Genomic DNA, 26,316 nt, shown 5'->3' on the forward strand with positions numbered 1-26,316 from the left:
CAGCTTCAACGCCTCGCTTCTATCTCAGCTGCGCGCGATCAATTTCGTCAAGGAATTGTTCACCGAGAACCGCCTGTCCGACAAGGCGATGAAGAACGTTCTGGTCCACATGATCATCGACGATGCGCTGATGACCGACCTGACAGCGCGGTCCAAGATCATGCCCCGCCCCGGCATGCTGGACCGGATGAAGGCGGCGGGACAGGCCGCCGCCGACACTTTCCTGACCGACCATGCCGACAAGCTGAACGAGACCGACAGCTTCGACCTGTCGCAGCTTTTTGCCGGGATGATCGCGCGTTAGTCCATCGCCACCGCGATGGCGGCGGCAAGGCGCGCATTGTTCAGGACAAGGGCGATGTTGCTGTCCAGCGAACGCCCTTCGGTCAGTTCGAAGATGCGCGACAGCAGGAAGGGCGTGACCGCTTTGGCGGCGATGCCCTGCGCCTCGGCCTCGGCCAGGGCCTGCTCGATCACCGGATTGATCTGGTCGCGCGGGATCTCGGCCTCGACCGGGATCGGGTTCGCGACCAGCTGACCGCCGCCCAGGCCCAGTCGCGCGCGCATCTCGGCGGCGGCGGCGATCTCGGCGGGGCTGTCCATCCGCAGGGGCGCCTTCAGCCCCGAATCGCGCGACCAGAAGGCTGGCAGGGCGTCCTGGCCATAGGCGATGACCGGCACGCCAAGCGTTTCCAGAACCTCCCATGTCTTGGGCAGGTCAAGGATCGCCTTGGCCCCTGCCGCCACCACGGTCACGGGTGTGCGCGCCAGTTCGTGCAGATCGGCCGAGATGTCGAAGCTGGTCTCGGCCCCGCGATGGACGCCGCCGATGCCGCCGGTCGCAAAGACGCGGATGCCCGCCAGATCGGCGCAGATCATCGTCGCGGCCACGGTCGTCGCGCCGGTCCGGCCCGAGGCGACGCACACGGCCAGATCGGCGCGGCTCAGCTTCATCGCCTGATCGGGCGGCGTCTGCGCGAGCGCGGTCAGCGTCTCGTCCGTCAGGCCGATATGGATCTGCCCGCCCATCACCGCGATGGTCGCGGGAACCGCGCCGCCCTCGCGGATCACGGCCTCGACCTTGCGCGCCATCTCGAGGTTCTGCGGCCAGGGCATGCCGTGGGTGATGATCGTCGATTCCAGCGCGACGACGGGGCGGCCGGCGGCCAACGCCTCGGCCACGTCGGGGGAATAGGTCAGGGGCAGGGCGGTCACGGGACATCCTTTCCGGAAACATGGGCGGCGGCGGCCTCGACCGCGCGGCGCAACGCCGCGTCGCGCGGCTGGTTATCAAGTTCTGCGGCCAGATGCGCCGCGAGGAAGCAGTCGCCCGCGCCGGTCACGCGCGCGATCGTGACCGAGGGCGGACGGCAGGTGATGGTCGGCGCATTGGCCTGCGCCTCGGCGGCGGGGGCGGCGCCATCCGTCACCAGAACCCGCGCGGCACCGCGCGCGACGACCGCCTCGGCGGCGGTGGCGGCGTCGGGGCAGGCGCGGCCCGCCAGGATCTCGGCCTCGAGCCGGTTCAGGTAGAAGCAGCCGCGCCGGGCGGCGATCAGCGGCTCAAGCCTTTCTGCCTTGCCGGGGCTGGCGGGGACGACACGCAGATCGGCGCGGCCAAGGCGCGGATCGCGGGCGATGGCGTCCAGCAGATCCTCGGTGAGGTTGCCGTCCAGCACGACAGGACCGGTCCAGGCGGGCAGGGCGTCCAGGGCCTCAAGGATCGCCGCGCCGGCCTGTTCCAGCCCATGCGCGTCGGCGATGGCGGCGATCAGCCCCTCGCTGTCCTCGATGCCCATGTAGCAATCGGTCGGCGCGCCGGTGTCGCGCGCCAGATGATCGGTCAGGACGCCCAGCCGGGCGGCCTCGGCGATCAGGGCCTCTCCCTCGGGGTCGCGGCCCACGGCGGACAGAACGGCGGGTGTCAGCCCCCACCGCGCCAGCGCGACCGCGACGTTCAGCGCCACGCCGCCCGGCAGATGGCGGATGCGGCCCGGCACGTCGGCGCCGGGCGCCATGCGGCGCGGCGCGCGGCCGATCACATCCCAGAGCATCGCGCCGATGCACAGCACGTCAGGGGTCTTGGTCATCCTCGCCTCTCAACTCGGCCTCAAGGAAGCGTTCGAAATCGTCCAGGTCCACCGGGTCGAACTGCCCGAAGCCCTGCATCCAGACCGAGGCAGCGCGCATCCCGTCGGGGTCGAGCATGCACCATGTGATCCGGCCCCGCCGCTCTTGCCGGATCAGCCCGGCGGCTGCAAGCACGGCGAGATGTTTCGAGATCGCGGCCAGGCTCATCTGGAAGGGTTGCGCGACGTCGCTGACGGCCATGTCGTCCTCGAGCAGCATCGACAGGACGCGCCGGCGCGTCGGATCGGCCAGTGCCGCAAAGATCTGGTCAAGGGCGCCGGGACCGGCGGCCGAGGGGGCGGAAGGGTTGCTCATGGGACGTCCGGCAAGGTCCTCGGGCGGTTTTCGGGCGGCGCCGGGGCGCCAAAGCTCAACTTTGCGGTTGAATGATGCGGCGCGCGGATCGCGATTGCAAGGGGGCGGCACAATCCCCTGATGCGCGCAAACATGATGGATCGCAATGGGTTAGGAAGGAAATCCCGGCGCTTGACTTGACCGCCCCCAGCCCCTAGACAGCGGCCAACGAACAAAAGGGCGTGACAGGTGGCCGAAAAGCCCCAACCAGGGGATCGCCAGGATGCGGAGGATCGGTCGGCGGATGCCGAACGGCTTCGCGCACTGGAAGAACGGATCGCCGCGCTGACGCCCAAGCCCCGGGGTCCCGGCCCGATGGGGAAATACGAACAGGCAAACCTTGCCTGGCGAATGGTGATCGAGCTTGTGACCGGCCTGGGGCTGGGGGGCGTGCTCGGTTACGGTCTTGATCATCTTCTGGGGACCCGCCCCCTGATGATGATCGTGTTCATATTCCTCGGCCTTGCGGCCGGCATCAAGACGATGATGCGCACCGCGTCCGAGCTAGACAGGAAATCCGGCGACGGCCCGGACCGAGACGAGAGGGACTGAACGTGGCGACGGAAGCGACTGGCGGCCTTGAATTCCATCCGATGGATCAGTTCATCGTCAAGCCGCTCTTCGGCGGCGAGACCGTGGCATGGTACACGCCGACCAACGTGACGCTGTGGCTGTTCCTGACCGCGCTGGCGGCGACCGCGCTTCTGGTGCTGGGCAGCCGTGGCCGCGCCATCGTTCCCAGCCGCGCGCAATCGGTGGCGGAACTGACCTATGGCCTCGTCCACAAGATGATCGAGGACATCGCGGGCAAGGACGGCCTGCGCTATTTCCCCTATATCCTGACGCTGTTCCTGTTCGTGGCCTTCGCGAACCTGCTGGGCCTCGTGCCGATGGCCTTCACCGTCACGTCGCATATCGCTGTGACCGGCGTTCTGGCGCTTGGCGTGTTCTTCGGCGTGACGGCGATCGGCTTCATCAAGAACGGCGCGCATTTCCTCGACCTGTTCTGGGTCCGCTCGGCGCCGCTGGCCGTGCGTCCGATCCTGGCCGTGATCGAGGTGATCAGCTACTTCGTACGCCCGCTGAGCCTCTCCATCCGCCTCGCGGGCAACATGATCGCCGGCCATGCCGTGATCAAGGTCTTCGCGGGCTTCGCGGCCATCGCCGCCGTCGCCCCTGTCGCGGTCGTCGCCGTGGTCGGCATGTATGCCTTCGAGGTGCTGGTGGCACTGGTGCAGGCCTATGTGTTCACGATCCTGACCTGCGTCTATCTGAAGGATGCGCTGCACCCGTCGCACTGAGCCGACGACAGCAGCACTGTGGCGGCGCCATCCCGGCGCCGCAGAGAACCGGACAACCCTCTTCCAACCGCAAGGAGACATACCATGGAAGGCGAACTCGCAAATCTGGGCAAGTACATCGGCGTCGGTCTGACCGCGTTCGGCATGGGCTTTGCCGCCCTCGGCGTGGGCAACGTTGCCGGCAACTTCCTGGCCGGCGCCCTGCGCAACCCTTCGGCCGCTGCCGGCCAGACCGCCACGCTGTTCATCGGCATGGCCTTTGCGGAAGCTCTGGGGATCTTCTCGTTCCTCGTCGCGCTTCTGCTGATGTTCGCGGTCTGATCCTGCGCCATCCTTGCGGCGGGGTGGGGCCAAGCCCCCACCCCTTCGTGACTTACAAGGCCATGGGGTAGGATATGTTCAGCCTGTTGCAAGAGGCCGCCACCACCGCGGTCGAGATCACCGGGGAAGAGGCCGTCGTCATCGACGAGACCGCGCCCCATGCCGCCGATGCCCACGCTTACGGGGATGCGGCGCATTACGCGGCGGAAAGCGCGGGCCTTCCGCAGCTGGACGTCACCACCTTCGGCAACCAGATCTTCTGGCTGGTCGTCACGCTTGTGGTCCTTTATCTGGTCCTGTCGCGCGTCGCCGTGCCGCGGATCGCTGCCGTTCTGTCGGATCGTCAGGGGGCGCTGACCGGCGACCTGATGGCGGCCGAGGAATTCAAGCAGAAGGCCCGCGAGGCGGAAGCCGCCTATGACAAGGCCCTGGCCGAAGCCCGCAGCGAGGCGCAGCGGATCGTCGCGCAGAACCGCGCCGAGATCCAGGCCGAGCTTGACCGGGCCATCGTCAAGGCGGATGCCGAGATTTCGGCGCGCACCGCCGAATCCGAGGCCCGCATCCGTGAAATCCGCGCCTCGGCCGATGACAGCGCCCGCGAGGTCGCCCGCGACGTGACCGCCACGCTGGTGGAAAGCTTCGGCGGCAAGGCCGATGCAGCCGCCGTCGAGGCCGCGCTGGACAGCCGCATGAAAGGGTCCGTGCAATGAAGCGCCTGATCGCCCCCCTGTCCGCCGCCCTGCTTGCGGCCGGTCCGGCTACCGCCGCCAGCGGGCCGTTCTTCAGGCTGGATAACACCGATTTCATCGTCCTGATCGCGTTCCTCGTCTTCGTCGGCATCCTCGTCTACTACAAGGTGCCGGCCCTGCTGGGCGGCATGCTGGACAAGCGCGCCGAGACGATCCGCAAGGAACTGGAAGAGGCCCGTCGCTTGCGCGAGGAAGCGCAGGAGATCTATGCCAGCTACGAGCGTCGCGCCCGTGAGGTGAAGACCCAGGCTGACCAGATCGTGGCCAATGCCAAGCGCGAGGCCGAGGCCCAGGCCGCCAAGGCCAAGGACGACCTGGCGCGTTCGATCGAGCGTCGCCTTCAGGCCGCGCAGGACCAGATCGCCAGCGCAGAGGCGGATGCCGTTCGCGCCGTCCGCAACCGTGCCGTGGCCGCCTCGGTCGCTGCGGCTGCCGAATTGCTGCAGGCTCAGGTCCGCGCGGGTAACCGCTCGGCCGGGATTGACGACGCCATCGAAGATGTGGCGCGTCGCCTGAACTGAGGTCAGGCGCCCCGCAAGGGCTCTGCCAATGGGACAGTGATCGGCCCCCGGCTCTGCGCGAGCCGCGGGCCTTTTCGTTCGTTCAGCCCGACGCTGCTTCGGTGACCAACCGGAAATCCAGCAATTGCGCGGGATCTAGGATGGTGATGTCCTCGGGCGGGGTGCGCAGTGCGTAGGGCATCAGCCGCAGATCGACGCCCATCTCGCTGAGGTAATCCATCACGCCCGCCTGCGAGCGTTGCAGGTCGCGCACCGCCATGAAGGCCGGAAGGATCGTGTTCTGGCCGAAATAATGCTGGTGCACGCCGACGACGCCCCCCGGCGCGGCACGCCGTTCGACGCCACCGGCCAGCATGTAGGGGCAGGCCGACAGGCAGACCGCGCCCTCGTCGATCAGCGTGCTGCGCCCGGTGCTGCGGATGACGCGCCCGATGGCTACCGCATCCCCGACCGAACCGCCCGAACTGTCCAGGCGGACGGTGCGTTCCTCGGCCCGTGTCTCGTCCAGCCAGGCCAGGAAGCGGTCGGCATCGCCCGCCGCGATCTGGCCGGTGATGGTGATGGCGCCCTCCTCCTGGCTGAATTCAAGCTGTTCGGGCATGGGCCGCATGGCGGGGCCGCCCGGCGCGCCGGGCCGCAGATCGGGCCGATAGGGGCGGGTGCTTGGCCCCTGCGCGGGCGGCGCGAAAAGGTCGGGCGCCGCGGCGCCGGGTGCGCGCCACATATCGGCGCCGACGATCGCGGCCCCCAGCAGCACCTGCGACAGAAGCACGGCGCGAATGGCCCGTTGCGGGGTCGAAAGGAACCGCATCTCAGCCCTCGGCGCGGGGGGTGGCGGGCGGCACCTCGGGTTCGGGCCGCGCGGTGGCCTCGGGCGCGGCGGGTGGCGGCGCCGGGCGCAGCAGATCGGCCGCCGCAAGGGCGGCGCGCAGCTCGCCCACGGTCATGCGGTCATCCGACCGTCCCTCGCCGCGGCCCGAGCGGATGGCGGCCTGCACGACCATGATGATGAAGACCAGCACCGCCGGCAGCAGGTCGATCGAGATCGCGCCCGCCCAGGCCGGAACGAAGTTGCCCGCGTAGACGATCACCGCATCCGCCGCCGACATGGGCGTGTAGATCGCATCGTCGGGCTGGGGCAGGGCGATGACCTCGGCGGCGGCCTGCGACAGCGTCGTCGCGCGCTGCGCCACCAGCGTCAGGACCGAGTTGATCGTGCTGCTCTGGCCCGCCTGGATCTCGGCCGTGCGTCCGTCGAGTTCGGGCAGCACCACCGCATCGGCCAGATCCTGAGCCGCCCGCAGGACCAGCGGCGCGGGGTTCAGCTGCCGCAATTCGGTGATGAGGCCGGCCAGGGCGACCGCATCCTCGGAAAAGCGCACGGTGCGGTCGGGCAGCCCGCCCGCCTCGACCGAGATCGAGCGCATCCGCGACAGGATCACGTTGCCCTGCGCGAAGGTGCGTTCGATGGGCGCCTCGATGGCCAGCAGCTGATCCTCGAGTGCCTGCAATTCGGTGCCCTTCTGGGTCAGGACCCGAAAGACCGCGCCCCGCCCGGAAAAGCCCGACAGGATGCCGCCTTCCTCCTGCTCGGAGAGGTCTTGGAAGCTTTGCCTGACCCGCGCCACGTCGCGCGCAAGCGACTGACCCGAAACCGCATTGGCATGGGCGCGTTCCAGCGCGGTCTGATAGCTTTTGACGGTGGTGGCCATGTGGGTTTCCATCGCCGCCCCGCCCGCCAGCGCGGCGGCGTTCAGCCACGAGGACATGGCGATGATCGCCACCGCGCCCAGAGCCATCGACAGGAACAGCCCGATCCGCGCCGTGGCCCCCCGCACCGCAGGAAGCAGCCGCAGAAGGTAGGACCAGAAGACGAAGATCCCGACCGACACCGCGATGGAATAGGCCAGGGCGGCAAAGGTCGTCCACAGGCCCGGCTCTTCCAGCAGCGTCCGCACGCCCAGATAGGTGTAGATCCCGGATGCCGCCGCCAGCACGCCAAGCGCGGTCGGGGTGAAGCTGTCCAGCCAGTCCAGATGGCGTTCCAGCTCTCGCGCGTAGCGGTTGCCGGGATCGTCGGGAAGGGCGCGGTCGGGTTGGTCCATGGGGCCTCGCTGCAAGAGGATCGTCGCGCGCAGATAAGCAGGATCATCGCGCAAGTTCATCCCTTGCCGCGCCGGGTTCCTTCACGCTTGCGGCATCGCGACCCAAGGTCATGGGATGGGTTGGTGCGGGTGGAGGGACTTGAACCCCCACGCCTTGCGGCGCCAGAACCTAAATCTGGTGCGTCTGCCAATTTCGCCACACCCGCATCGACGTCCTCTTAGCAAAGCCGGAAAGCGGGGGCGAGGGGGAAAATCACCGTTCCATATCGCGCAGGATCGCGGGCAGGGCCTCGGGCAGGTCGTCGGCGATGAGGCCGGGGCCGAAGCGGCAGGCGGCCTCGGCATGCAGCAGGGTCGCGGCCTCGCAGGCATCGGCGCCGGACCAGCCGCGCGCCAGAAGGCCGGCGATCAGCCCCGCCAGAACGTCGCCCGCCCCCGCCGTCGCCAGCCAGCCCAGATCGTGGCGCGAATGGATGACCGCCCGATCACCCGTCGCAATGACCGTGTCGGGGCCTTTCAGCAGCAGCGTCGCGTCCAGTTCGCGCGCGGCCTGCTGCGCGGCCTCCAGCCGCGACAGGGCGGGCCGCTGCGCGCCGCATAGCCGGGCGGCCAGATCGGGGCAGAGGCGCGCGAATTCGCCGCCATGGGGCGTCAGGACGCAGAGAGGATGCAGCCGGGCGCGCAGGTCGGGCCGCCCGGCCAGCGCGCTGATCGCATCGGCATCCAGAACCAGCGCGCCGCCCCAATCCAGCGCGACCGGCAGCAGCGCCTCGGCCCGCGCGATCCCGCAGCCGGGCCCAAGGCACAGCGCGCGGATACGCCCGTCCGACAGCCATTGCGCCAGCGCCTCGGGGTCGTCCACCGGGCGTCGCATCAGCGCATCGGGCGCGCGGGCATGTTCGGCCATGGCCTCGGACGGGGGCGCCAGCGTCACCAGCCCCGCCCCCACGCGCAAAGCGGCCCGTGCCGACAGGCGGGCGGCTCCTCCGGCGCCCGGCCCGCCAGCGACCACGACCGCATGACCGTGATCGTATTTGTGCGACGCCGGCGATTTCGCCAGACGCAATGCCGCTGGCCGGGCCTGCCACAGGCTGCGCCTGATCCCCGAGCCGGGCAGGGCAAGCCCCAGATCGGCCACCACGACCCGCCCGCACAGCGCCGGACCCTCGGCCAGCAGATGCCCGGGTTTGAGGCTGTGAAAACTGATCGTCAGGTCGGCGGGGACGAGCCTGCCGCCCTCGGGGACCAGCGCGCGCCCGCTATCGGTGCAAAGCCCGCTTGGCAGATCGACGGCCACGGATGCGCCGATCCGCCCGGTCTGGCGCGCAAGCGCCAGTTGCGACAGCAGCGCCTGATGCCCCGTCACAGGGCGCGAGAGGCCAAAGCCGAACAGCGCGTCGACCAGCAGATCGGCATCCCCGACCGGGCCGGGATCGGCCGGGTCCACGGGCTCGGCCTCGCCCAGATCCAGCCAGGCATCATGGGCCGCGCGGGCCTCGGGCGACAGGCGCGCGGCCTCGCCGCAGAACAGCACCCGCACCCGCCAGCCGCTCCCCGCCAGAAGCCGCGCCACGACGAAGCCGTCGCCGCCATTGTTGCCCGGCCCGCACAGGACCAGCGCACGGCGCGGATCATGCGGGCGTGCCGCGCGCAGGTCGGGCCAGGTCTGCAGAATCGCGGCCAGGACCGCCGCGCCGGCGCGCTGCATCAGATCATGGGCATCTGCCTCTCCGCGGGCGATCGCATCGGATTCCATGGCGCGCGTTTGGGCGGCATTCATGACTTCCGTGCAGTCCGGCACCAGTTTTGCCTGCATTTTGTGCTGTATGATCAATTTATGTGCATCAATCCCGGTGAACGCATTTCAGCGGCGGTCAAAACAGGCTGCCACATTTACCCCGCCCCGGAAACCCGCCAAGCAGTCTTCAAGGCAAGCCGCGAGGAAGGATCAATTGCGATGAAGAAGATCGAGGCGATCATCAAGCCGTTCAAGCTGGACGATGTCAAAGAGGCGCTGCAAGAGGTGGGGGTCCAGGGCCTGTCCGTGACCGAGGTCAAGGGCTTCGGCCGTCAGAAGGGTCATACCGAACTGTATCGCGGCGCCGAATACGTGGTCGATTTCCTGCCCAAGGTGAAGATCGAGATGGTCCTGCCCGACGATCAGGTGGATGCCGCCATCGACGCCATCGTCAGCGCCGCCCGCACCGAGAAGATCGGCGACGGCAAGATCTTCGTCCTGCCCGTCGAGCAGGCCATCCGCATCCGCACCGGCGAGACCGGCGACGACGCGGTCTGATCCCCGGCAGCCAGACACAACAACAAGAAACCAGTTCCAACAGGACTTCCGCCCGGCCGGCCCCGGCCGCCGGGCCGCTACCACGAAGAAAGGGAAGAGATGGAAATCAAGGATGTCTTGAAGCTGATCGAAGACGAGGATGTCGCCTATGTCGACGTCCGCTTCACCGATCCCAAGGGCAAGCTTCAGCACGTGACGCTGGACCGCGATCTGGTCGATGAGGATTTCTTCGAGGAAGGCTTCATGTTCGACGGCAGCTCGATCGCGGGCTGGAAGTCGATCGACCAGTCGGACATGAAACTGATCCCCGACGCGGCCTCTGCCTATATCGATCCGTTCTACGCCGAAAAGACGCTCTGCGTGCATTGCAACGTGGTCGAGCCGGATACGGGCGAAGCCTATAGCCGCGACCCGCGCGGGACCGCCGCCAAGGCCGAGGCCTATCTGAAATCGACCGGCATCGGCGACGCGGCCTATTTCGGCCCCGAGGCCGAGTTCTTCATCTTCGACGACGTGCGCTATTCGGTCACGCCGCAGAAAGTGTCGTATCAGATCGACGCCGTTGACGCCGCCTGGAACACCGACACCGAATACGAGATGGGCAACCAGGCCCACCGCGCGGCCCACAAGGGCGGCTACTTCCCGGTGAACCCGATCGATGCCGGCCAGGACATCCGCGGCGAGATGCTGTCCACCATGAAGCGCATGGGGATGAAGGTCGACAAGCACCACCACGAGGTTGCCAGCGCGCAGCACGAGCTGGGTCTGATCTTCGGCGGTCTGGTCGAGCAGGCCGACAACATCCAGAAATACAAGTATGTCATCCATAACGTCGCCCATGCCTATGGCAAGTCGGTGACCTTCATGCCGAAGCCCATGAAGGGCGACAACGGCTCGGGGATGCACGTCAACATGTCGATCTGGAAGGACGGCAAGCCGCTCTTTGCCGGCGACAAGTATGCCGACCTCTCGCAGGAGGCGCTGTATTTCATCGGCGGCATCCTGAAGCATGCCAAGGCGCTGAACGCGCTGACCAACCCCTCGACCAACAGCTACAAGCGGCTGATCCCGGGCTTCGAGGCCCCGGTGCTGCGCGCCTATTCGGCCCGCAACCGCTCGGGCTGCGTGCGGATCCCGTGGACGGAATCGCCCAAGGCCAAGCGCGTCGAGGCCCGCTTCCCGGACCCCTCGGCCAACCCCTATCTGTGCTTCGCGGCGCTGCTGATGGCGGGCCTCGACGGGATCAAGAACAAGATCGATCCGGGCCCCGCTTCGGACAAGGACCTCTACGATCTGCCGCCGGAGGAACTGGCCGAAATCCCGACCGTCTGCGGCTCGCTGCGCGAGGCGCTGGAGGAACTGGAGAAGGACATGGACTTCCTGCTGGCGGGCGACGTCTTCACCCGCGACCAGCTGGAGGGCTACATGGCCCTGAAATGGGAAGAGGTTTATGCCTACGAGCACACGCCTCACCCGGTGGAATACGCGATGTATTACAGCTGCTGAGAGAGCGAGGGACATTGATCCTGAAGGGGGCGCCGCCGGGCGCCCCCTTTTCGCATCGGCGCCCATGATCCAGATCAAGGCCCCGACTGCACGCCCATGACACGAGGGTGGCGGAACAGGTCGGAGAATGGCGATGACGATGGCGGGTTTTCTGGGCGCGGTGCTTGCCCTGCTGCTGGCGCCAGGGCCGACCAACACGCTGATGGCGCTGGCCGGCGCGCAGCGGGGCGCTGCGGGGATGCTGCGCCTGATCCCGGCCGAATTGTGCGCCTATCTGGCGGTCGTCGTGCCGCTGTCGGTGCTGGGGGCGGACCTTCTGGCGGGGCTTCCGACATTGGCCACCGCGCTGAAGCTGGTCGCGGGGATCTGGGTGATGTGGCTGGCCCTGCGCCTGTGGCAGCGGCCGCATGGAGCGCGTGCGCCGCGCCATGTCTCGGCGCGGCAGGTTGCGGTCACGACGCTTCTGAACCCCAAGGCGCTGGTCGTGGGCCTGGTCCTTGTCCCGGCGCTGCCAGAGGGCGCCGCGCCGGCGGGGCTGGCGGCCTTTGCCGCCTCGGTCGCGCTGGTCGCCGCCCTGTGGGGCGGGCTGGGCGCTCTTGGCGGAGGCGCTGCGGGTGGCCGCCTGCCGCTGCTGCAGCGGGCGGCCTCGTTGTGGCTGGGCGCGGTGTCGGTCTCGATCCTGGCGGGCGTCCTGACGGCGTGAGCGGCTACTCCGCAGCGATCCCGGTCGCGGCCGGGTAGTCGACATAGCCCCGCGGCCCGCCGACATAGAAGGTCGAGGGGTCCTGGGCGTTCAGCGGCAGGTCGCGGCGCAGGCGCTCGACCAGATCGGGATTGGCGATGAAGTCGCGCCCGAAGCTGACCGCATCGGCCCGATCCTCGGCCAGAAGGCTCTGCGCGACCTCGCGCGTCAGACCCTCATTCGCGATGACCGGTCCGCCGAAGGCCGCGCGGATCGCGGGCAGCAGGCTGTCGGGGCGGGGATGTTCGCGCAGGAACAGGAAGGCCAGCTGCCGGGCGCGCATCTCGGCGGCGACATGGGTGAACAGGGCATGCGGATCGCTGTCGCCCATGTCATGGCTGTCGCCGCGCGGCGACAGGTGCAGCCCGACGCGGTCCGCCGACCAGGCGCCGATCACCGCATCCGCGATCTCGCACAGAAAGCGCGCGCGGTTCTCGACGCTGCCGCCATAGCGGTCGGTGCGGCGGTTGCTGTGATCCTGCAGGAACTGGTCTATCAGATAGCCGTTCGCGCCGTGGATCTCGACCCCGTCGAACCCGGCATGGCGGGCGCGGCGGGTGGCATCGGCATAGGCCTCGACGATGCCGGCGATCTCGTCTGTCTCAAGCGCGCGAGGCGTCACATAGGGCCGCTTGGGGCGCAACAGGCTGACATGTCCCGCAGGCGCGATGGCCGAAGGCGCGACCGGCAGGGCGCCGCCCAGAAGCTGGGGATCCGAGATGCGCCCGACATGCCACAGCTGCAGAAAGATCAGCCCGCCGCGTTCATGAACCGCACGCGTGACCTGCGACCAGCCCTCGACCTGGGCATCCGACCAGATGCCCGGCGTGGCCTCGTAGCCGACGCCCATCGGGGTGACGCTGGTGGCTTCGGACAGGATCAGCCCGGCCCCGGCACGCTGCGCGTAGTATTCGGCCATCAGCGCGTTGGGCAGGCGAGCCTCGCCCGCGCGCGAACGGGTCAGCGGCGCCATGACGATGCGGTTTCGCAGCGTGACGGCGCCCATGGTCACCGGATCAAAGAGGGTCGGCATCGGCATCCTTTCGACTTGTCGGGCGGACAGGCGCCCGCGGCTTCAACTGTTGCCGGATGCCGGCGGTTTCAAGGGGCGGAAAAGTCGCCTTAACTTTACCGCGGCCCTTGTTCCCGCGCCGCGCTTCTGGCGTTATCGAGCCATCATGGATCTTGTTCTCCTGACCACAATCACGGCGCTTCTGTTTCTGCTGATCGCGGCGGCCGAGCCGGTCGCGGACCGCCTGTCGCTGCCCTTCAGCGCGATCCTTGCGCTTTTGGGCATGCTGATCGGGGGCGGCGCGATCTTTCTGCTGAGCACCGATTACACGAATGTCTTCAATCCGATCGCGGAAACCATCCTGGCGCTGCCGATCCGGTCGAACGTCTTTCTTTACGTGTTCCTGCCCACCCTGATCTTTCAGGCCACGCTGGAGATGAATGTCCGGCGGATGCTGGACGACTGGGTGCCGATCCTGACGCTGGCCGTGGTCGCGGTGGTCGTGGCCACGCTGACCATCGGCTATTCGCTGGCCTGGGTCAGCGGTCTGCCGCTGATGGTCTGCCTGCTGGTCGGCGCGATCGTCTCGACCACGGACCCCTCGGCGGTGGTCAGCATCTTCCGGTCGATCTCGGCGCCGCGCAGGCTGGCGCGCATCATCGAGGGCGAGAGCCTGCTGAACGACGCCGCAGCCATTGCGCTGTTCGGGCTGTTCATGGGCTTCGTGATGCTGGGCGTGCCGAATCCCAGCCTGTCCGAGGCGATGGCGCAATTCCCCGAACTGATCCTGGGCGGGGCCTTCGCGGGCTGGCTGATCGCGCGGGTGGCGCTGGCCCTGATGACGCTGTTCCAGAGATTCGAGATGGCGCAGATCTCGGTCTCGGTCGCGGTGCCCTATCTGGCCTATATCGGGGCCGAGCGGCTTCTGGGCGCCTCCGGCGTGATCGCGGTCGTGGCGGCGGCGCTGACCTTGAACCTGATGGGGCCGGGACGGCTGGCGCCTGCCTTCTGGGTGAACCTGCGCGAGGTCTGGCGGTTGCTGGCCCACTGGGCGGGGGCGCTGATCTTCATCCTGGCCGCGCTCTTGATCCCGCGCCTGCTGGGCGATCTGCGGGCGGGCGATCTGGCACTGGTTGGGGTGGTGATCCTGGCGGCCTTTGCCGCGCGGGCGATGATCCTGTGGGGGCTTCTGCCGCTGCTGGGCGCGCTGCGTCTGTCGCCCCGGATCGAGCGTCCTTACCGCGTGGCGATCATGTGGGGCGGCCTGCGCGGGGCGGTCACGCTGGCACTGGCGCTGGCGGTGACCGAAAGCCTGCGCGTCCCGGTCGAGACCAAGCGTCTTGTCGGCATCTTGGCCACGGGCTTCACGCTCTTCACGCTGCTGGTGCAGGGCACGACGCTGCGTTGGGTGATCAGCCTTCTGGGTCTGGACCGGCTGTCGCCGCTGGACCGGGCGCTGTCCAATCAGGTCGTCGCCGTCGCGCTGCAGACCGTGCGCGAAGAGGTCGCCACCACGACCGAGAAATACGATCTGCCGCGCGAGACGGTGCGGTCCGAGGCCAAGCGCTTTGCCGCCCGGCTGGATCAGGCCGTCGAACGCGCCGAGGCCGAACACAATGCCGAGATCCTGGACCGTGACCGCATCACGCTTGGCCTGATCGCGCTGGCGGGCCATGAACGCGAGGCGATCCTGCAACGCGTGCGCGAGCGGGCGATCTCGGCCCGGCTGTCGGAACAGGCGCTCTTCGACGCCGACCGCGTGATCGAGGGCGCGCGCCAGGGTGGCCGCACCGGCTATCAGCGCGCGGCGCGCGGCTCGCTGAGCTATGGCCCCGCGTTCCGGCTGGCGGCCTTTCTGCGCAACCGGCTGGGCATTTCCGGCCCGCTGGCCCGCATGACCGCCGACCGGTTCGAGATCCTGCTGGCCAAGCGGCTGATCCTGCGCGACCTGCACGGCTTCATCGACCGCCGCATCCGCCGTATCCATGGCCGCCGCGTGGCCGAATTGCTGCACGAATTGCTGAACCGCCGGATCGAGGCCGTGGATACCGCGCTGGACGGTCTGCGGCTGCAATATCCCGGCTATGCCGAGGAACTGGAGCGCCGCTTCATCCGCCGCACCGCCCTGCGGCTGGAGGAACGCGAATACAATGCCATGCGCGAGGACGGGCTGATCGGCGCCGAGGTCCATACCGAGCTGATCGCCGACATCATGCGCCGCCGCGCCCAGACCGAGATGCGGCCGCCGCTTGACCTGGCGCTGCGCAAGGACGAGCTGGCGCGCGTCTTTCCGCTGTTCTCGGACCTGGACGATGGCGAGCTGAAGCGTCTCAGCCGCCAGTTGCGGACGCGCTATGTCAATGCGGGCCAGATCATCACCCGCAAGGACACGCCCGCGCGCAGCGTCTTCTTCGTGGCTTCGGGCGCCGTCGAACAAGAGGTCGCGGGCCAGACCACCCGGCTGGGCCGCGGCGAGATGTTCGGCCAGATGGGCGTCCTGACCGGCCGCATCCGCCGGGCCGAGGTGCGCGCCATCACGCCCTCGACCCTGCTGATCCTCGAGGAGACGGGCTTCCGGCGCCTGCTGAAACGCTCGCCCGCGCTCAGGCGTGCGGTGCGCGACAGCGTGGTGGGCAAGTCCTCGGCCGGCGAGGTGCTGCGCCTGCCGGAATTCCGCCTCGACGAGGCCGCGGCGGCGCCCGAGCCGCTTGGCGAGGCCGGCGCCAGCCGCTAGACAGGCGGTCCAGACCAGACAGAAGGGTTCCTCATGGACGCAGCCGCCCAGACCGCCGCCCGCATCGCCCGCCAGATCGCGACCGAGATCGGCGCCAGCCCCTCGCAGGTCACGGCGGCGGCCGATCTTCTGGACGGGGGCGCGACCGTCCCCTTTGTCGCGCGCTACCGCAAGGAAGCGACGGGCGGGCTGGACGACACGCAGCTGCGCACCCTGTCCGATCGCCTGACCTATCTGCGCGAGATGGAGGCGCGGCGCGCCGCGATCCTCGGTTCGATCCGCGAGCAGGGCAAGCTGACCGACGATTTGGCCCGCAAGATCGCCGTTGCCGACACCAAGGCCGCGCTGGAAGACATCTACCTGCCCTTCAAGCCCAAGCGCCGCACCAAGGCGATGATCGCCCGCGAGAACGGGCTGGAACCGCTTCTGCGCGCGATCCAGACCGACCCCGCCGCCAATCCCGAGGCCCTTGCGCCCGCCTATGTGCAGGGCGCGGTCGAGACGCCCAAGGCTGCCCTTGACGGTGCGCGCGACATCCTGGTCGAGGAATTGTCCGAGAATGCCGATCTCTTGGGCCGTCTGCGCGACTTCATGCGGCGCGAGGCGGTGATCTCGGCCCGCGTCGTTGCGGGCAAGGAGGAAAGCGGCGCCAAGTTCAGCGATTATTTCGATCATCGCGAGGCTTGGGCCACCATCCCCGGCCACCGCGCGCTGGCGATCCTGCGCGCCGCCAAGGAAGATGTCGTGACCATCGAGATCGCCCCCGATCCCGAGACCGGCGCCGCGCGCGCCGAGGGGATCGTGGCGCAGGCCCTTGGCCCTGTCGGGCACGGGACAGGCGGGGATTGGCTTCGCGCGGCGGCGGGCTGGGCCTGGCGCGTCAAGCTGTCGAACGGCATGTATATCGACCTTCTGACCGAATTGCGCCAGCGCGCCCATGCCGAGGCGATCCAGGTCTTCGCCCGCAACCTGCGCGACCTGCTGCTGGCCGCGCCGGCCGGGCCGCGCCCGACGCTCGGCCTCGATCCCGGCATCCGGACGGGCTGCAAGATCGCCGTGGTGGACGCGACCGGCAAGCTGGTCGATACGGCGACGATCTATCCCTTCCAGCCCAAGAACGACCTGCGCGGGGCCGAGGCCACGCTGCTGGCGCTGATCGCGAAACACGGGGTCGAGTTGGTCGCCATCGGCAACGGCACAGCCAGCCGCGAAAGCGAACGGCTGGTGGCCGAAGTGCTGAAGCGCCTGCCCAAGGGCATCAAGGCGCCCACGCGGGTGGTGGTCTCCGAGGCCGGGGCCTCGGTCTATTCGGCATCCGAACTGGCGGCGCGGGAATTCCCCGGTCTGGATGTCAGCCTGCGCGGCGCGGTCAGCATCGCGCGGCGTTTGCAAGACCCGCTGGCGGAACTGGTCAAGGTGCCGCCGCAGAGCATCGGCGTGGGCCAGTATCAGCACGACGTGGACCAGCGCCAGCTTGCGAAATCGCTGGAAGCCGTGGTCGAGGATGCGGTGAACGCGGTGGGCGTGGACTTGAACACTGCCTCGGCGCCGCTTCTGGCGCATGTGGCGGGGCTGGGGCCGTCGCTGGCGCAGGCCATCGTCGCGCATCGCGATGCCTCGGGCGCGTTCCGGTCGCGCGCGGCGCTGAAAAAGGTCGCGGGACTGGGACCCAAGGCTTTCCAGCAATGCGCGGGCTTCCTGCGCATCCGCGATGGGGACGAGCCGCTGGACGCCTCGGCCGTTCACCCCGAAGCCTATGGCGTGGCGCGCAGGATCGTCTCGGCCTGCGGGCGTGATCTGCGGGCGGTGATGGGCGACGCGGCGGCGCTGAAGCGGCTGAACGCGGCCGATTTCGTGACCGAGGAATTCGGCCTGCCCACCGTGCGCGACATTCTGGCCGAACTGGAAAAGCCCGGCCGCGATCCGCGCCCCGGTTTTGTCACCGCCAGCTTCGCCGAGGGAGTCGAGGACATCAAGGATCTGCGCCCCGGCATGTCGCTCGAGGGCACCGTGACCAATGTGGCGGCCTTCGGCGCCTTCGTGGATATCGGGGTCCATCAGGACGGGCTGGTCCATGTCAGCCAGCTGGCAGACCGTTTCGTCAAGGACCCGCACGAGGTCGTCAAGGCCGGCGACGTGGTCCGCGTCCGTGTGACCGAGGTGGACGTGGCGCGCAAGCGCATCGGCCTGACCATGCGCAAGGACGGCGCCGAGCCCGCCCCCAAGGGGCCGCGCGGCGACCGGCAGGATCGCGGCGCAAAGCCGCGCCAGATGCAGGCCGGACCCTCGGGCGCTTCGCAGGGCGCGTTCGGCGCGGCCCTGGCCGACGCGTTCCGCAAACGGTGATGGAGAGGACCATGCAGGCAGGCGATCCGGACTTTCAGGGGACATGGCTCGACGACCCCGCGCACCGGGCGTTTCTGGTGGCGGATGCGCGCCGGGCTCTGGATTTCTTCGATGCCAGCCCCCGGGCTGGCGGCGGCTTTCATCTGCTGGACTGGCAGGGCAGGCCGCGCCCGACTGCCTTGCAGGAATTGCACACGACAACGCGGCTGGTGCATTCCTATGCGCTGGCGCATGCCGCGGGTCGGCCCGACCGGGCCGGGATCGTGGATCAGGGGATGGATTACCTCTGGCGGCGTCACCGCGATGCGGATCACGGCGGCTATCTTTGGGGGCTTGAGGGCGACGGGATCGCCGATGGCACCAAGCTGGCCTATGGGCAGGTCTTTGTCCTGCTGGCGGCCTCCAGCGCGAAACTGGCAGGGCATCCCGATGCCGACCGCCTGCTGGCCGATGTGACCGAGGTGCTTGAGCGTCACTATTGGGACGAGGCGGCGGGTCTTTTCCGCGACGAATTCACCCGCGACTGGCAGCCCTTTTCGACCTATCGCGGCATGAACGCCAACATGCACGGCGTCGAGGCGCTGCTGGCCGCCCATGAGGCCACCGGCGAGGTGCTGCATCTGGACCGCGCGGGCCGGATCCTGCGCTTCTTCATCGACGGGCAGGCGCGCGCGCATGGCTGGCGCATCCCCGAACATTACGATCAGGACTGGCGTGTCGATGCGGCCTATGCGGGCAACCCGGTCTTTCGTCCCGCAGGCACCACGCCCGGCCACAGCGTCGAGATGGCGCGGCTGCTGCTGCAATGGTGGGATCTGGCGGGCCGCCCCGACGACGGCAGCCCGGCCATGGCGCGGGCGCTGACCGAAACCGCGCTGGCGAGCGGCTGGAACCACGCCGAGGGTGGGCTGGTCTATACGCTGTCGCTTCAGACGGGCGCGGTGGACAACCCGGCGCGCTACTGGTGGCCCGTGACCGAGGCGATCGGCGCGCTGGCCACGCTGATCAAGCTGGACCCGCTGCCGGGCGACGAGGTCTGGTATCGCCGCCTGTGGGATTTCGCGGCCAGCCATCTGGTCGATCACGAACGTGGCGGCTGGTGGCACGAACTGGGCCAGGGCAACCGCCCGACCCAGACGCAGTTTCCGGGAAAGCCCGATCTTTATCACGCGCTTCAGGCCGATCTGTTCCCGCTGGTGCCGGACCTGTCGCGCGTCGCGGCCGGGCTGGCGCGGGGTCGTGTGCTGGCGTGAGATGACGTGATGTCGTGCGGCTTGACCGGCGGCGCCGATCCTGTCAAGCCTGCGCATCGCCCTGTCGTCACTCATCCTGAACCGGACGGTGTATTCCATGTCCAATGACGCGCCTGTCCCGCCTCTTGCCGTCACGCCGCCGGACCCTGCAACGCGGGCGGCGCGGATGATGGCGGGGGTCGAAAGCGGCCTTGCCCTGTCGATCCTCGACAACAGTCCGGACTGCATCAAGCTGATCGAACTGGACGGCACGCTCGGCTACATGAACCCCAACGGCCTGTGTGCGATGGAGATCGACGATTTCGCGCAGGTGGCCGACCGCCCCTGGCCGGATCTCTGGCCGCCCGAACATCGCCAGACGCTGACCGCCGCGATCCGCGACGCATCCCAGGGCCGGATCAGCCGGTTCGAGGCCTTCTGCCCGACCGCGCGCGGCACGCCGCGCTGGTGGCAGGTGACGGTCTCGCCCGTCCGCAACGCGCGCGGCGTGGTCGAGCGTATCCTGTCGATCTCGCGCGATGTGACCGAGAATGTCGAGGCGCGCCGCCAGCTTGAGGAACAGGCCCGGCATCTGGCCGACGAGGTCGCCCAGAAGGACGCGGCGCTGGCCCAGCAGAAGATCCTGCTGGGCGAGATCGACCACCGTGTGAAGAACAGCTTTGCCGCCGTCATCGCGCTGCTGCGGATGCAGGCGCGCGGCCATCGGGGCGACTTGGCCGGCACGGCGTTGGACGATGCGGCGAACCGCATCTCGACCCTGGCGCGCGTGCACGAACAGCTGCATCTGGACCCCGGATCGCGGCTGATCCAGCTTTGCGACTATCTGGGGCAGCTTGCGCGCGACATCTGCGGCGCGCTTGGCGCGGGTGTGGCGCTTGCGCCCATGCCGCAGGTCCGGGTCGCGCCCGCGGATGCGGCGGCGATCGGGCAGATCCTGGCGGAATTGCTTGGCAATGCCGTTCGCCATGGCAGCGCAAGCGGGCGGCCGCCGCAGATCCGTGTCGCGCTGACCGAAACCGACGATCACGGTCTGCTGCTGGTGGTCGAGGATGACGGGCCGGGCCTGCCCATGGGGTTCGACCCCGAGACGGGGACCGGGCTCGGGATGCAGATCTGCTCGATCTATGCCCGCCAGCTTGGCGGCGGTATCAGCGCGGGCGCCTCGGCCGAGGGCGGCGCGCGGTTCGAGCTGCGGCTGCGTCTGGCCGAGGTCTCGGGCGAGGCCGCGCCGGAGTGATCACGCCCGGCCCTTCCGGGCCACGGGAACGAACCGCGCGGTCGCGGCATTCATGGCCTTTGGGCAAGTGACGGGAGCGGTTTCATGCGGATGACGATCGAGGTCGATCTGGACTACCATCTGGCCGCGCCCGGCGCCGCGATCCTGTCCGTCGAGGCGGCCGAGATCGAGGGCCAGCAGGTGCTGGCCTCGGATCTGCGGCTTGATCCGGGCCTTGCGCCGCGCCGGCTGTCCGGCGACGAGGGGATCGGCCGCAAGATCGCGATGCATGTGCCCGAACGGCTGACCTGCCGCTATCGTGCCGATCTCAGAATCGTGCGGCCGGTGCCCGACCTGCCGCGTCTTGCGGGCGTGCCGGTCGAGGACCTGCCGGCCGAGGCGCTGCGGGCGCTGATGCCCTCGCGCTATTGCGACCCGATCCGGTTTCTCGCCTATGTGGGCGCGCGGTTCGACGAGCTGTCGGGTGGGCCTCTGGTCGCGTCGCTGGCCGAATGGGTGCAGGGCGCGCTGGCCTATGTGCCGGGCGCCAGCAGCGCCGACACGACCGCCACCGACACTTTCGTGCAGCGCCAGGGCGTCTGCCGCGATTACGCGCATCTGCTGATCGCGCTGTGCCGGGCGGGGCAGGTGCCCGCGCGCATCGCCAGCGTCTATTCCCATTCGGTCGAACCGCAGGACTTCCACGCCGTGGTCCAGGTCTATCTGGACGGTGCGTGGCATCTGGTCGATCCGACCGGGATGGCCAGCGCCGACCAGATGGCGCTGGTGGCGGTGGGGCGCGATGCGGTGGATGTGGCCTTCCTGACGACGATCACGCCCGCCACGATGAACGGGCAGAGCGTGCAGGTCAGCCAGATCCTCTAGAACGCCCAGGCCGCGATCAGCGCCAGCGCGAGGATCGCCACGGCCTGGCGGTAGAGCCGCAGCGCGGTGGTAAGGTCCCCGGCGCCGGGATCGGCTGCGCCCGCGTTCAGCCACGGCTCGTCGGCCACCCGGTCGGCATAGACGCGCGGCCCCGACAGGCGGATGCCAAGCGCGCCCGCCATCGCCGCCTCGGGCCAGCCGGCATTGGGCGAGCGATGGGCCGATGCGTCACGCAGCGCGGTCGAGAAAGCCGCCCCCGCCCGCCGCCCGGCGGCCAGCGCCAGCAGCCCCGCCGTCAGCCGCGCGGGGATCAGGTTCGCCACATCGTCCAGCCTTGCGGCAAAGGCGCCGAAGGCCTCGTGTCTTGGGGTGCGGTGGCCGATCATGCTGTCCAGCGTGTTGATCGCCTTGTAGGCGGCGATGCCCGGCAAGCCGCCGATCGCGGCCCAGAAGAGGGGCGCGATCACGCCGTCGCTGGCGTTTTCGGCAAGGCTCTCGATGCTGGCGCGGGCAAGGGCCGGGCTGTCGGCGCGCGTGACGTCGCGGCCCACGATCATGGCGGTCGCCGCCCGCGCCTCGGCCAGGTCGCCCCGGCGCAGCGGGCGCAGCACCGCCCGCAGGTGATCGTCCAGCGACCGCGCCGCGACCAGCGGCCAGGCAAGGATCGCCGCCGCCCAGGGCCCCAGCCAGATCTGCAGCAGCGCGGCGGGCCATGCCGCCGCGCCGATCACGACCAGCGCCGCAAGCGCGCCCTTGGCGCCCCGCGCGCGGCCTCGGTTCAGCGATCGATCCAACACCGCGATCAGGCGCCCCAGCCATGTCACCGGATGCCCGATCCGGCGATAGAGCGCCTGCGGCCAGCCGATCAGCACATCGATCAGCAGCGCGATGGCCGCGATCATGGCCATCACGCATCCCCCGGCAGGGTCAGGTTCACGGCCTCGACCGCCCATTCCGCGCCCTCGGGGTCGATCCGGTGCAGGATGGTCAAGGACAGCGGCGCCACCGCGAAGGACAGCGCCCGCGCACCCACCACCATCGCCAGGGCCGCGCGGACGGTCCCGGCATGGGCCACGATCAGCGTGCCGGGCGGCGCCTCGACCAGCGCGGGGCGGGCGCGGGCGGCCATGTCGTGAAAGCTCTCGCCGCCTTGGGGCCGGTGGCGGGCCAGCGCCTCGGGGGATAGCGGTCCCAGATCGGGCAGGTCGGCGAGGGGCCGCCCCTCCCATTCGCCCTGATCCTGCTCCAGCAGCGCGGGCAGGATGCGGTCGGGCGAAAGGCCAAGCGCATGGGCCGTTTGCAGGCAGCGCCGCGCCGGGCTGGACCAGACCTGCGCCGGACGCCCGATCTGCGCCGCCATCCGGGCCAGCGCCGCGCGGTCCGAGCAATCGGCTTCGACCTCGCGCCGTCCGGTCACGAGGCCGCCGGTCAAAGCCGCGGCGTGGCGCAGGATCATCAGGCTCATTGCGTCCTCCGCTGGATCGCGCGCACCATGCGGCGGCCGCGCGCCAAGGGCAAGACGGACCGATTGACGCCGCCCCCCGGCCGGATGCAGGCTGGTCTTGACGCGGAGGGGATGGCCGCGCTATCCATTAAATGAACGAACGTTCATTTAATATCGGCAGCAGGAGGGGGCTTGCGGATGTTCACGCGGGGCATGGAATTCGACCTGGGCGAGGATGTGAACGCGCTGCGCGAGATGGTGCATCGCTGGTCGCAGGACCGCGTGAAGCCGCTGGCCACGGCGACCGACCGCGACAACGCCTTTCCCAACGAACTCTGGCCCGAAATGGGCGAGCTGGGCCTTCTGGGCATCACCGTGCCCGAGGAATTCGGCGGCGCCGGGATGGGCTATCTGGCCCATGTCATCGCGACCGAGGAAATCGCGCGCGCCAGCGCCTCGATCAGCCTGTCCTATGGCGCGCATTCGAACCTGTGCGTGAACCAGATCAAGCTGAACGGCACCGACGCGCAGCGCGCGAAATACCTGCCCAAGCTGTGCAGCGGCCAGAATGTCGGTGCGCTGGCCATGTCCGAGGAGGGCGCGGGCAGCGATGTCGTCGGCATGAAGCTGCGCGGCGAGAAGCGCGGCGACGCCTATGTGCTGAACGGCAGCAAATATTGGATCACGAACGCCCCCGATGCCGATGTGCTGGTCGTCTATGCCAAGACCGACCCCGAGGCGGGCAGCAAGGGCATCACCGCCTTTATCGTCGAACGCGGGATGCCCGGTTTCTCGACCGGGCCGCATTTCGACAAGCTGGGGATGCGCGGCTCGAATACGGGCGAGCTGATCTTCGAGAACTGCACCATTCCCGCCGAGAACGTGCTGGGCGCCGAGGGCAAGGGCGTGCGCGTGCTGATGTCGGGTCTGGATTACGAGCGCGTCGTTCTGGCCGGGATCGGCACGGGCATCATGGCCGCCTGCCTTGACGAGGTGCTGCCCTATCTGCGCGACCGCAAGCAGTTCGGCCAGCCGATCGGGTCCTTCCAGCTGATGCAGGGCAAGATCGCCGACATGTATGTCGCGCTGAACACCGCCCGCGCCTATGTCTACGAGGTCGCGCGCGCCTGTGATGCGGGCAAGGTCACGCGGCAGGATGCGGCGGGCGCGGTCCTTTACGCCAGCGAACAGGCGATGGTGCAGGCGCATCAGGCAGTGCAGGCGCTTGGCGGGGCGGGGTTCCTCAATGACAGCGTGGTCAGCCGGCTGTTCCGCGACGCCAAGCTCATGGAGATCGGCGCCGGCACCAGCGAGATCCGCCGCATGCTGATCGGACGCGAGCTGATGGGGCTGGTCTGATGCGTGCGCTGGCCCTGGTGCTGGTCCTTGCGGCGCCGGCGGCGGCGCAGGACGCGCCCGCCTTCGACGCGGCGTCGGTCGATGCCTGCCTCGCGCGGAATGCGGGCGATGACGACCGCCCGGAAAGCTGCATCGGTCTTGCGGCCAATGCCTGCATGGAGCAGCCGGGCGGCTATTCCACCGTCGGCATGGGCTACTGCCTCTCGCAGGAGGTTGAGCATTGGGACGGGCTACTGAACGCGGCCTATCGCGACGTGATGGCGGCGGCAAAGGAGGCGGATGCAGAAATGGCCGAACTGGGCTCGGCCGCCGAGAAGCAGGAGCCTGCGCTTCGCGAGATGCAGCGCCGCTGGATCGCCTATCGCGACGCCGCCTGCGCCTATGAACGGACGCGTTGGGGCGGGGGCACCGGCGGGTCGACGGGCGCGGCGCAATGCCTGCTGGAACTGACCGCGCGACAGGCCCTGTGGCTGCGCGGCTATCAGCGGCAGATGTGATGCTGACCGGCACCGATCACGACGCGCTCTGCCGCGACTTTTGCTGGAGCTTTCCGGCGCGGCTGAACATGGCCGGTCAATGCCTCGGCCATGATCCCGACCGCGTGGCGATCATCGAACATGACGGCCAGCCCCGGCCCGTCACCTTTGGCGAACTGGCCGCCATGACCGACCGGCTGGCCCATGCGCTGGACGTCGCGCCGGGCGAGCGCGTCGCGATCCTGCGGACACAATCGGCCTGGACGGCGGCGGCGCATCTGGCGGTCTGGAAATCGGCGGCGATCTCGATCCCGCTCTTCAAGCTGTTCGGGCCCGAGGCTCTGGCCCTGCGCCTGAACGATGCGGGCGCGCGGATCGTCGTGACCGACCCCGAGGGGCGCGCCATGCTGGCCCCGTTTCCCGACCTGCGCGTGATCGTCCCCGAAGAGGGGCTGCCCGAGGCCGGTCCCTTCGCCACGCGCGAGACGGGCCCCGACGATCCCGCCGTGCTGATCTACACCTCCGGCACGACCGGCGCACCCAAGGGGGCGCTGCATGGCCACCGGATGCTGACCGGCCATCTGCCGGGCGTCGAGATGAGCCATGACCTGCTGGGCCAGCCCGGCGACGTGATCTGGACGCCTGCCGACTGGGCCTGGATCGGGGGGCTTTTCGACGTCGCGATGCCCGGCCTTGCGCTTGGCGTGCCGGTCGTCGCCTCGCGCATGGCGCGCTTCCAGCCCGAAGCCGTGGCCGCCCTGATCGCCAATTGCGCCATCCGCAACATCTTCTTCCCGCCGACCGCGCTGAAGATGCTCAAGGCCGCCGATATCAGCCTGTCGGGCCTGCGCAGCGTCGCCTCGGGCGGCGAGCCTCTGGGCGCCGAGATGCTGGAATGGGGGCGCCGCGCGCTTGGCCTCACGATCAACGAATTCTACGGCCAGACCGAATGCAACATGGTCGCCTCGTCCTCGGGGGCGATGTTTCCTTCCCGCCCCGGCGCCTTCGGCAAGCCCGTGCCGGGTTTCGAGATCCGCATCATCGACGAGGACGGCAACCCGACCGACGGCGAAGGCGATATCGCCATCCGGCGCGGCGCGGGCAGCATGATGCTGGGCTATTGGCAGAACCCGCAGGCGACCGAGGCCAAGTTCCGCGGCGAATGGATGGTCACGGGCGACCGCGGCGTCATCGAGGACGGCTATATCCGCTTTGTCGGACGCGACGACGACGTGATCACCTCGGCCGGCTACCGCATCGGCCCGTCCGAGATCGAGGACGTGCTGCTGACCCATCCCGCCGTCGCGCAGGCGGGCGTGATCGGCAAGCCCTGTCCGCTGCGCACGCAGATCGTCAAGGCCTATGTCGTGCTACGGCCCGGCCATGCGCCCTCGGATGCGCTGGCCGCCGCGTTGCAGGATCACGCGCGGCGCCTGTCGGCTGCGCATTCCTATCCGCGCGAGATCGCCTTTCTGGACGCGCTGCCGCTGACGGTGACCGGCAAGGTCATGCGCCGCGAATTGCGCGCCATGGCCGAGGCCGAATGATGCGCGCGCGGCTCATGGT

At 69.1% G+C, this 26,316-nt stretch carries 25 protein-coding genes, 1 tRNA gene and 1 pseudogene; 17 read left to right on the top strand and 10 right to left on the bottom strand.

Features of this window, described 5'->3' with window-relative positions:
* Positions 1–304 (top strand): annotated as a pseudogene (locus QAR72_RS04325) (patatin-like phospholipase family protein); the annotation flags it as partial.
* On the opposite strand, the gene QAR72_RS04330 reads toward QAR72_RS04325, so the two are convergent.
* Genes QAR72_RS04330 through QAR72_RS04340 form a run of 3 tightly spaced genes read right to left on the bottom strand, consistent with a single transcriptional unit; the run spans position 301 to position 2,445 of the window.
* On the bottom strand, positions 301–1,215 hold the full coding sequence (locus QAR72_RS04330) for a pseudouridine-5'-phosphate glycosidase (protein WP_304616140.1): 915 nt from the start codon (positions 1,213–1,215) through the stop codon (positions 301–303). The pseudogene QAR72_RS04325 and the gene QAR72_RS04330 overlap by 4 nt on opposite strands.
* On the bottom strand, positions 1,212–2,090 hold the full coding sequence (locus QAR72_RS04335; protein ID WP_304616141.1) for a PfkB family carbohydrate kinase: 879 nt from the start codon (positions 2,088–2,090) through the stop codon (positions 1,212–1,214). Before QAR72_RS04335 ends, QAR72_RS04330 begins: the two co-directional genes overlap by 4 nt.
* Positions 2,074–2,445 (bottom strand): ArsR/SmtB family transcription factor, encoded by a 372-nt coding sequence (locus QAR72_RS04340; RefSeq protein WP_304616142.1) that lies wholly within the window; start codon positions 2,443–2,445, stop codon positions 2,074–2,076. The genes QAR72_RS04335 and QAR72_RS04340 overlap by 17 nt, the downstream gene beginning before the upstream one ends.
* 228 nt (positions 2,446–2,673) lie before the next feature.
* On the opposite strand from QAR72_RS04340, the gene QAR72_RS04345 reads away from it, so the two are divergent.
* From QAR72_RS04345 to QAR72_RS04365, 5 genes are all read left to right on the top strand, one after another.
* Positions 2,674–3,036: an AtpZ/AtpI family protein gene (locus QAR72_RS04345; RefSeq protein ID WP_304616143.1), complete on the top strand. Its 363-nt coding sequence runs from the start codon at positions 2,674–2,676 to the stop codon at positions 3,034–3,036.
* Between the two features lie 2 nt (positions 3,037–3,038).
* Positions 3,039–3,785 (top strand): F0F1 ATP synthase subunit A, encoded by a 747-nt coding sequence (locus tag QAR72_RS04350; RefSeq protein ID WP_304616144.1) that lies wholly within the window; start codon positions 3,039–3,041, stop codon positions 3,783–3,785.
* An 84-nt stretch (positions 3,786–3,869) separates the two neighbouring features.
* Positions 3,870–4,106, top strand: a complete 237-nt coding sequence (locus tag QAR72_RS04355; RefSeq protein WP_219830398.1) for a F0F1 ATP synthase subunit C — start codon at positions 3,870–3,872, stop codon at positions 4,104–4,106.
* Between the two features lie 74 nt (positions 4,107–4,180).
* A complete protein-coding gene (locus QAR72_RS04360) occupies positions 4,181–4,816 on the top strand; it encodes a F0F1 ATP synthase subunit B' (protein WP_304616145.1) in 636 nt (211 codons plus the stop codon).
* Positions 4,813–5,376, top strand: a complete 564-nt coding sequence (locus QAR72_RS04365; RefSeq protein ID WP_304616146.1) for a F0F1 ATP synthase subunit B — start codon at positions 4,813–4,815, stop codon at positions 5,374–5,376. Before QAR72_RS04360 ends, QAR72_RS04365 begins: the two co-directional genes overlap by 4 nt.
* Positions 5,377–5,458: 82 nt before the next feature.
* Here QAR72_RS04365 and QAR72_RS04370 read toward each other — a convergent pair whose 3' ends face one another.
* From QAR72_RS04370 to QAR72_RS04385, 4 genes are all read right to left on the bottom strand, one after another.
* The gene (locus QAR72_RS04370) at positions 5,459–6,187 is read right to left on the bottom strand and encodes a hypothetical protein (protein WP_304616147.1); all 729 of its coding nucleotides are present in this window, start codon (positions 6,185–6,187) and stop codon (positions 5,459–5,461) included.
* A 1-nt stretch (position 6,188) separates the two neighbouring features.
* A complete protein-coding gene (locus QAR72_RS04375; RefSeq protein WP_304616148.1) occupies positions 6,189–7,481 on the bottom strand; it encodes a hypothetical protein in 1,293 nt (430 codons plus the stop codon).
* A gap of 121 nt (positions 7,482–7,602) precedes the next feature.
* Positions 7,603–7,687, bottom strand: a tRNA-Leu gene (locus tag QAR72_RS04380).
* A gap of 47 nt (positions 7,688–7,734) precedes the next feature.
* The gene (locus QAR72_RS04385; protein WP_304616149.1) at positions 7,735–9,237 is read right to left on the bottom strand and encodes an NAD(P)H-hydrate dehydratase; all 1,503 of its coding nucleotides are present in this window, start codon (positions 9,235–9,237) and stop codon (positions 7,735–7,737) included.
* A gap of 201 nt (positions 9,238–9,438) precedes the next feature.
* Here QAR72_RS04385 and QAR72_RS04390 point away from each other — a divergent pair, with 201 nt between their 5' ends.
* The 3 genes from QAR72_RS04390 (at position 9,439) to QAR72_RS04400 (ending at position 11,986) form a co-directional block, all read left to right on the top strand.
* Entirely contained in the window at positions 9,439–9,777 is a 339-nt protein-coding gene (locus QAR72_RS04390) for a P-II family nitrogen regulator (protein ID WP_304616150.1), read from the top strand.
* A gap of 99 nt (positions 9,778–9,876) precedes the next feature.
* The gene (gene glnA, locus QAR72_RS04395; protein ID WP_304616151.1) at positions 9,877–11,283 is read left to right on the top strand and encodes a type I glutamate--ammonia ligase; all 1,407 of its coding nucleotides are present in this window, start codon (positions 9,877–9,879) and stop codon (positions 11,281–11,283) included.
* Positions 11,284–11,410: 127 nt separating this feature from the next.
* Positions 11,411–11,986, top strand: a complete 576-nt coding sequence (locus QAR72_RS04400; RefSeq protein WP_304616152.1) for a LysE family transporter — start codon at positions 11,411–11,413, stop codon at positions 11,984–11,986.
* Between the two features lie 4 nt (positions 11,987–11,990).
* Here QAR72_RS04400 and QAR72_RS04405 read toward each other — a convergent pair whose 3' ends face one another.
* Positions 11,991–13,064: an alkene reductase gene (locus tag QAR72_RS04405; RefSeq protein ID WP_442953548.1), complete on the bottom strand. Its 1,074-nt coding sequence runs from the start codon at positions 13,062–13,064 to the stop codon at positions 11,991–11,993.
* 139 nt (positions 13,065–13,203) lie between these two features.
* Between QAR72_RS04405 and QAR72_RS04410 the strand changes: the two genes are divergently transcribed.
* The 5 genes from QAR72_RS04410 (at position 13,204) to QAR72_RS04430 (ending at position 21,471) form a co-directional block, all read left to right on the top strand.
* The gene (locus QAR72_RS04410; RefSeq protein WP_304616154.1) at positions 13,204–15,771 is read left to right on the top strand and encodes a cation:proton antiporter; all 2,568 of its coding nucleotides are present in this window, start codon (positions 13,204–13,206) and stop codon (positions 15,769–15,771) included.
* Between the two features lie 33 nt (positions 15,772–15,804).
* Positions 15,805–18,117 carry a Tex family protein gene (locus QAR72_RS04415; protein ID WP_304616155.1) on the top strand — a complete coding sequence of 771 codons (2,313 nt, stop codon included), beginning with the start codon at positions 15,805–15,807 and terminating at the stop codon, positions 18,115–18,117.
* A gap of 11 nt (positions 18,118–18,128) precedes the next feature.
* On the top strand, positions 18,129–19,370 hold the full coding sequence (locus tag QAR72_RS04420; protein WP_304616156.1) for an AGE family epimerase/isomerase: 1,242 nt from the start codon (positions 18,129–18,131) through the stop codon (positions 19,368–19,370).
* A gap of 97 nt (positions 19,371–19,467) precedes the next feature.
* Entirely contained in the window at positions 19,468–20,607 is a 1,140-nt protein-coding gene (locus tag QAR72_RS04425) for a sensor histidine kinase (protein WP_304616157.1), read from the top strand.
* 84 nt (positions 20,608–20,691) lie between these two features.
* The gene (locus tag QAR72_RS04430; RefSeq protein ID WP_304616158.1) at positions 20,692–21,471 is read left to right on the top strand and encodes a transglutaminase-like domain-containing protein; all 780 of its coding nucleotides are present in this window, start codon (positions 20,692–20,694) and stop codon (positions 21,469–21,471) included.
* On the opposite strand, the gene cbiB is transcribed toward QAR72_RS04430, so the two are convergent.
* Both cbiB and QAR72_RS04440 read right to left on the bottom strand, forming a co-directional pair.
* Complete coding sequence (gene cbiB / locus QAR72_RS04435; protein WP_442953549.1) at positions 21,468–22,379, bottom strand: adenosylcobinamide-phosphate synthase CbiB; 912 nt, start codon at positions 22,377–22,379, stop codon at positions 21,468–21,470. The two genes, QAR72_RS04430 and cbiB, sit on opposite strands and share 4 nt — an antisense overlap.
* Positions 22,379–22,936 carry a histidine phosphatase family protein gene (locus QAR72_RS04440; RefSeq protein ID WP_304616159.1) on the bottom strand — a complete coding sequence of 186 codons (558 nt, stop codon included), beginning with the start codon at positions 22,934–22,936 and terminating at the stop codon, positions 22,379–22,381. Before QAR72_RS04440 ends, cbiB begins: the two co-directional genes overlap by 1 nt.
* Positions 22,937–23,113: 177 nt before the next feature.
* Here QAR72_RS04440 and QAR72_RS04445 point away from each other — a divergent pair, with 177 nt between their 5' ends.
* The 3 genes from QAR72_RS04445 to QAR72_RS04455 are packed head-to-tail and all read left to right on the top strand — an operon-like array spanning position 23,114 to position 26,297.
* Positions 23,114–24,274, top strand: coding sequence for an isovaleryl-CoA dehydrogenase (locus QAR72_RS04445; RefSeq protein ID WP_304616206.1), 1,161 nt, complete (start codon positions 23,114–23,116; stop codon positions 24,272–24,274).
* Complete coding sequence (locus QAR72_RS04450) at positions 24,274–24,771, top strand: lysozyme inhibitor LprI family protein (RefSeq protein WP_304616160.1); 498 nt, start codon at positions 24,274–24,276, stop codon at positions 24,769–24,771. Before QAR72_RS04445 ends, QAR72_RS04450 begins: the two co-directional genes overlap by 1 nt.
* Positions 24,771–26,297 carry an AMP-binding protein gene (locus QAR72_RS04455; protein WP_304616161.1) on the top strand — a complete coding sequence of 509 codons (1,527 nt, stop codon included), beginning with the start codon at positions 24,771–24,773 and terminating at the stop codon, positions 26,295–26,297. Before QAR72_RS04450 ends, QAR72_RS04455 begins: the two co-directional genes overlap by 1 nt.
* Positions 26,298–26,316: the final 19 nt, after the last annotated feature.

The organism is Paracoccus sp. (in: a-proteobacteria) (genome assembly GCF_030604785.1).
Taxonomy (GTDB): domain Bacteria; phylum Pseudomonadota; class Alphaproteobacteria; order Rhodobacterales; family Rhodobacteraceae; genus Paracoccus.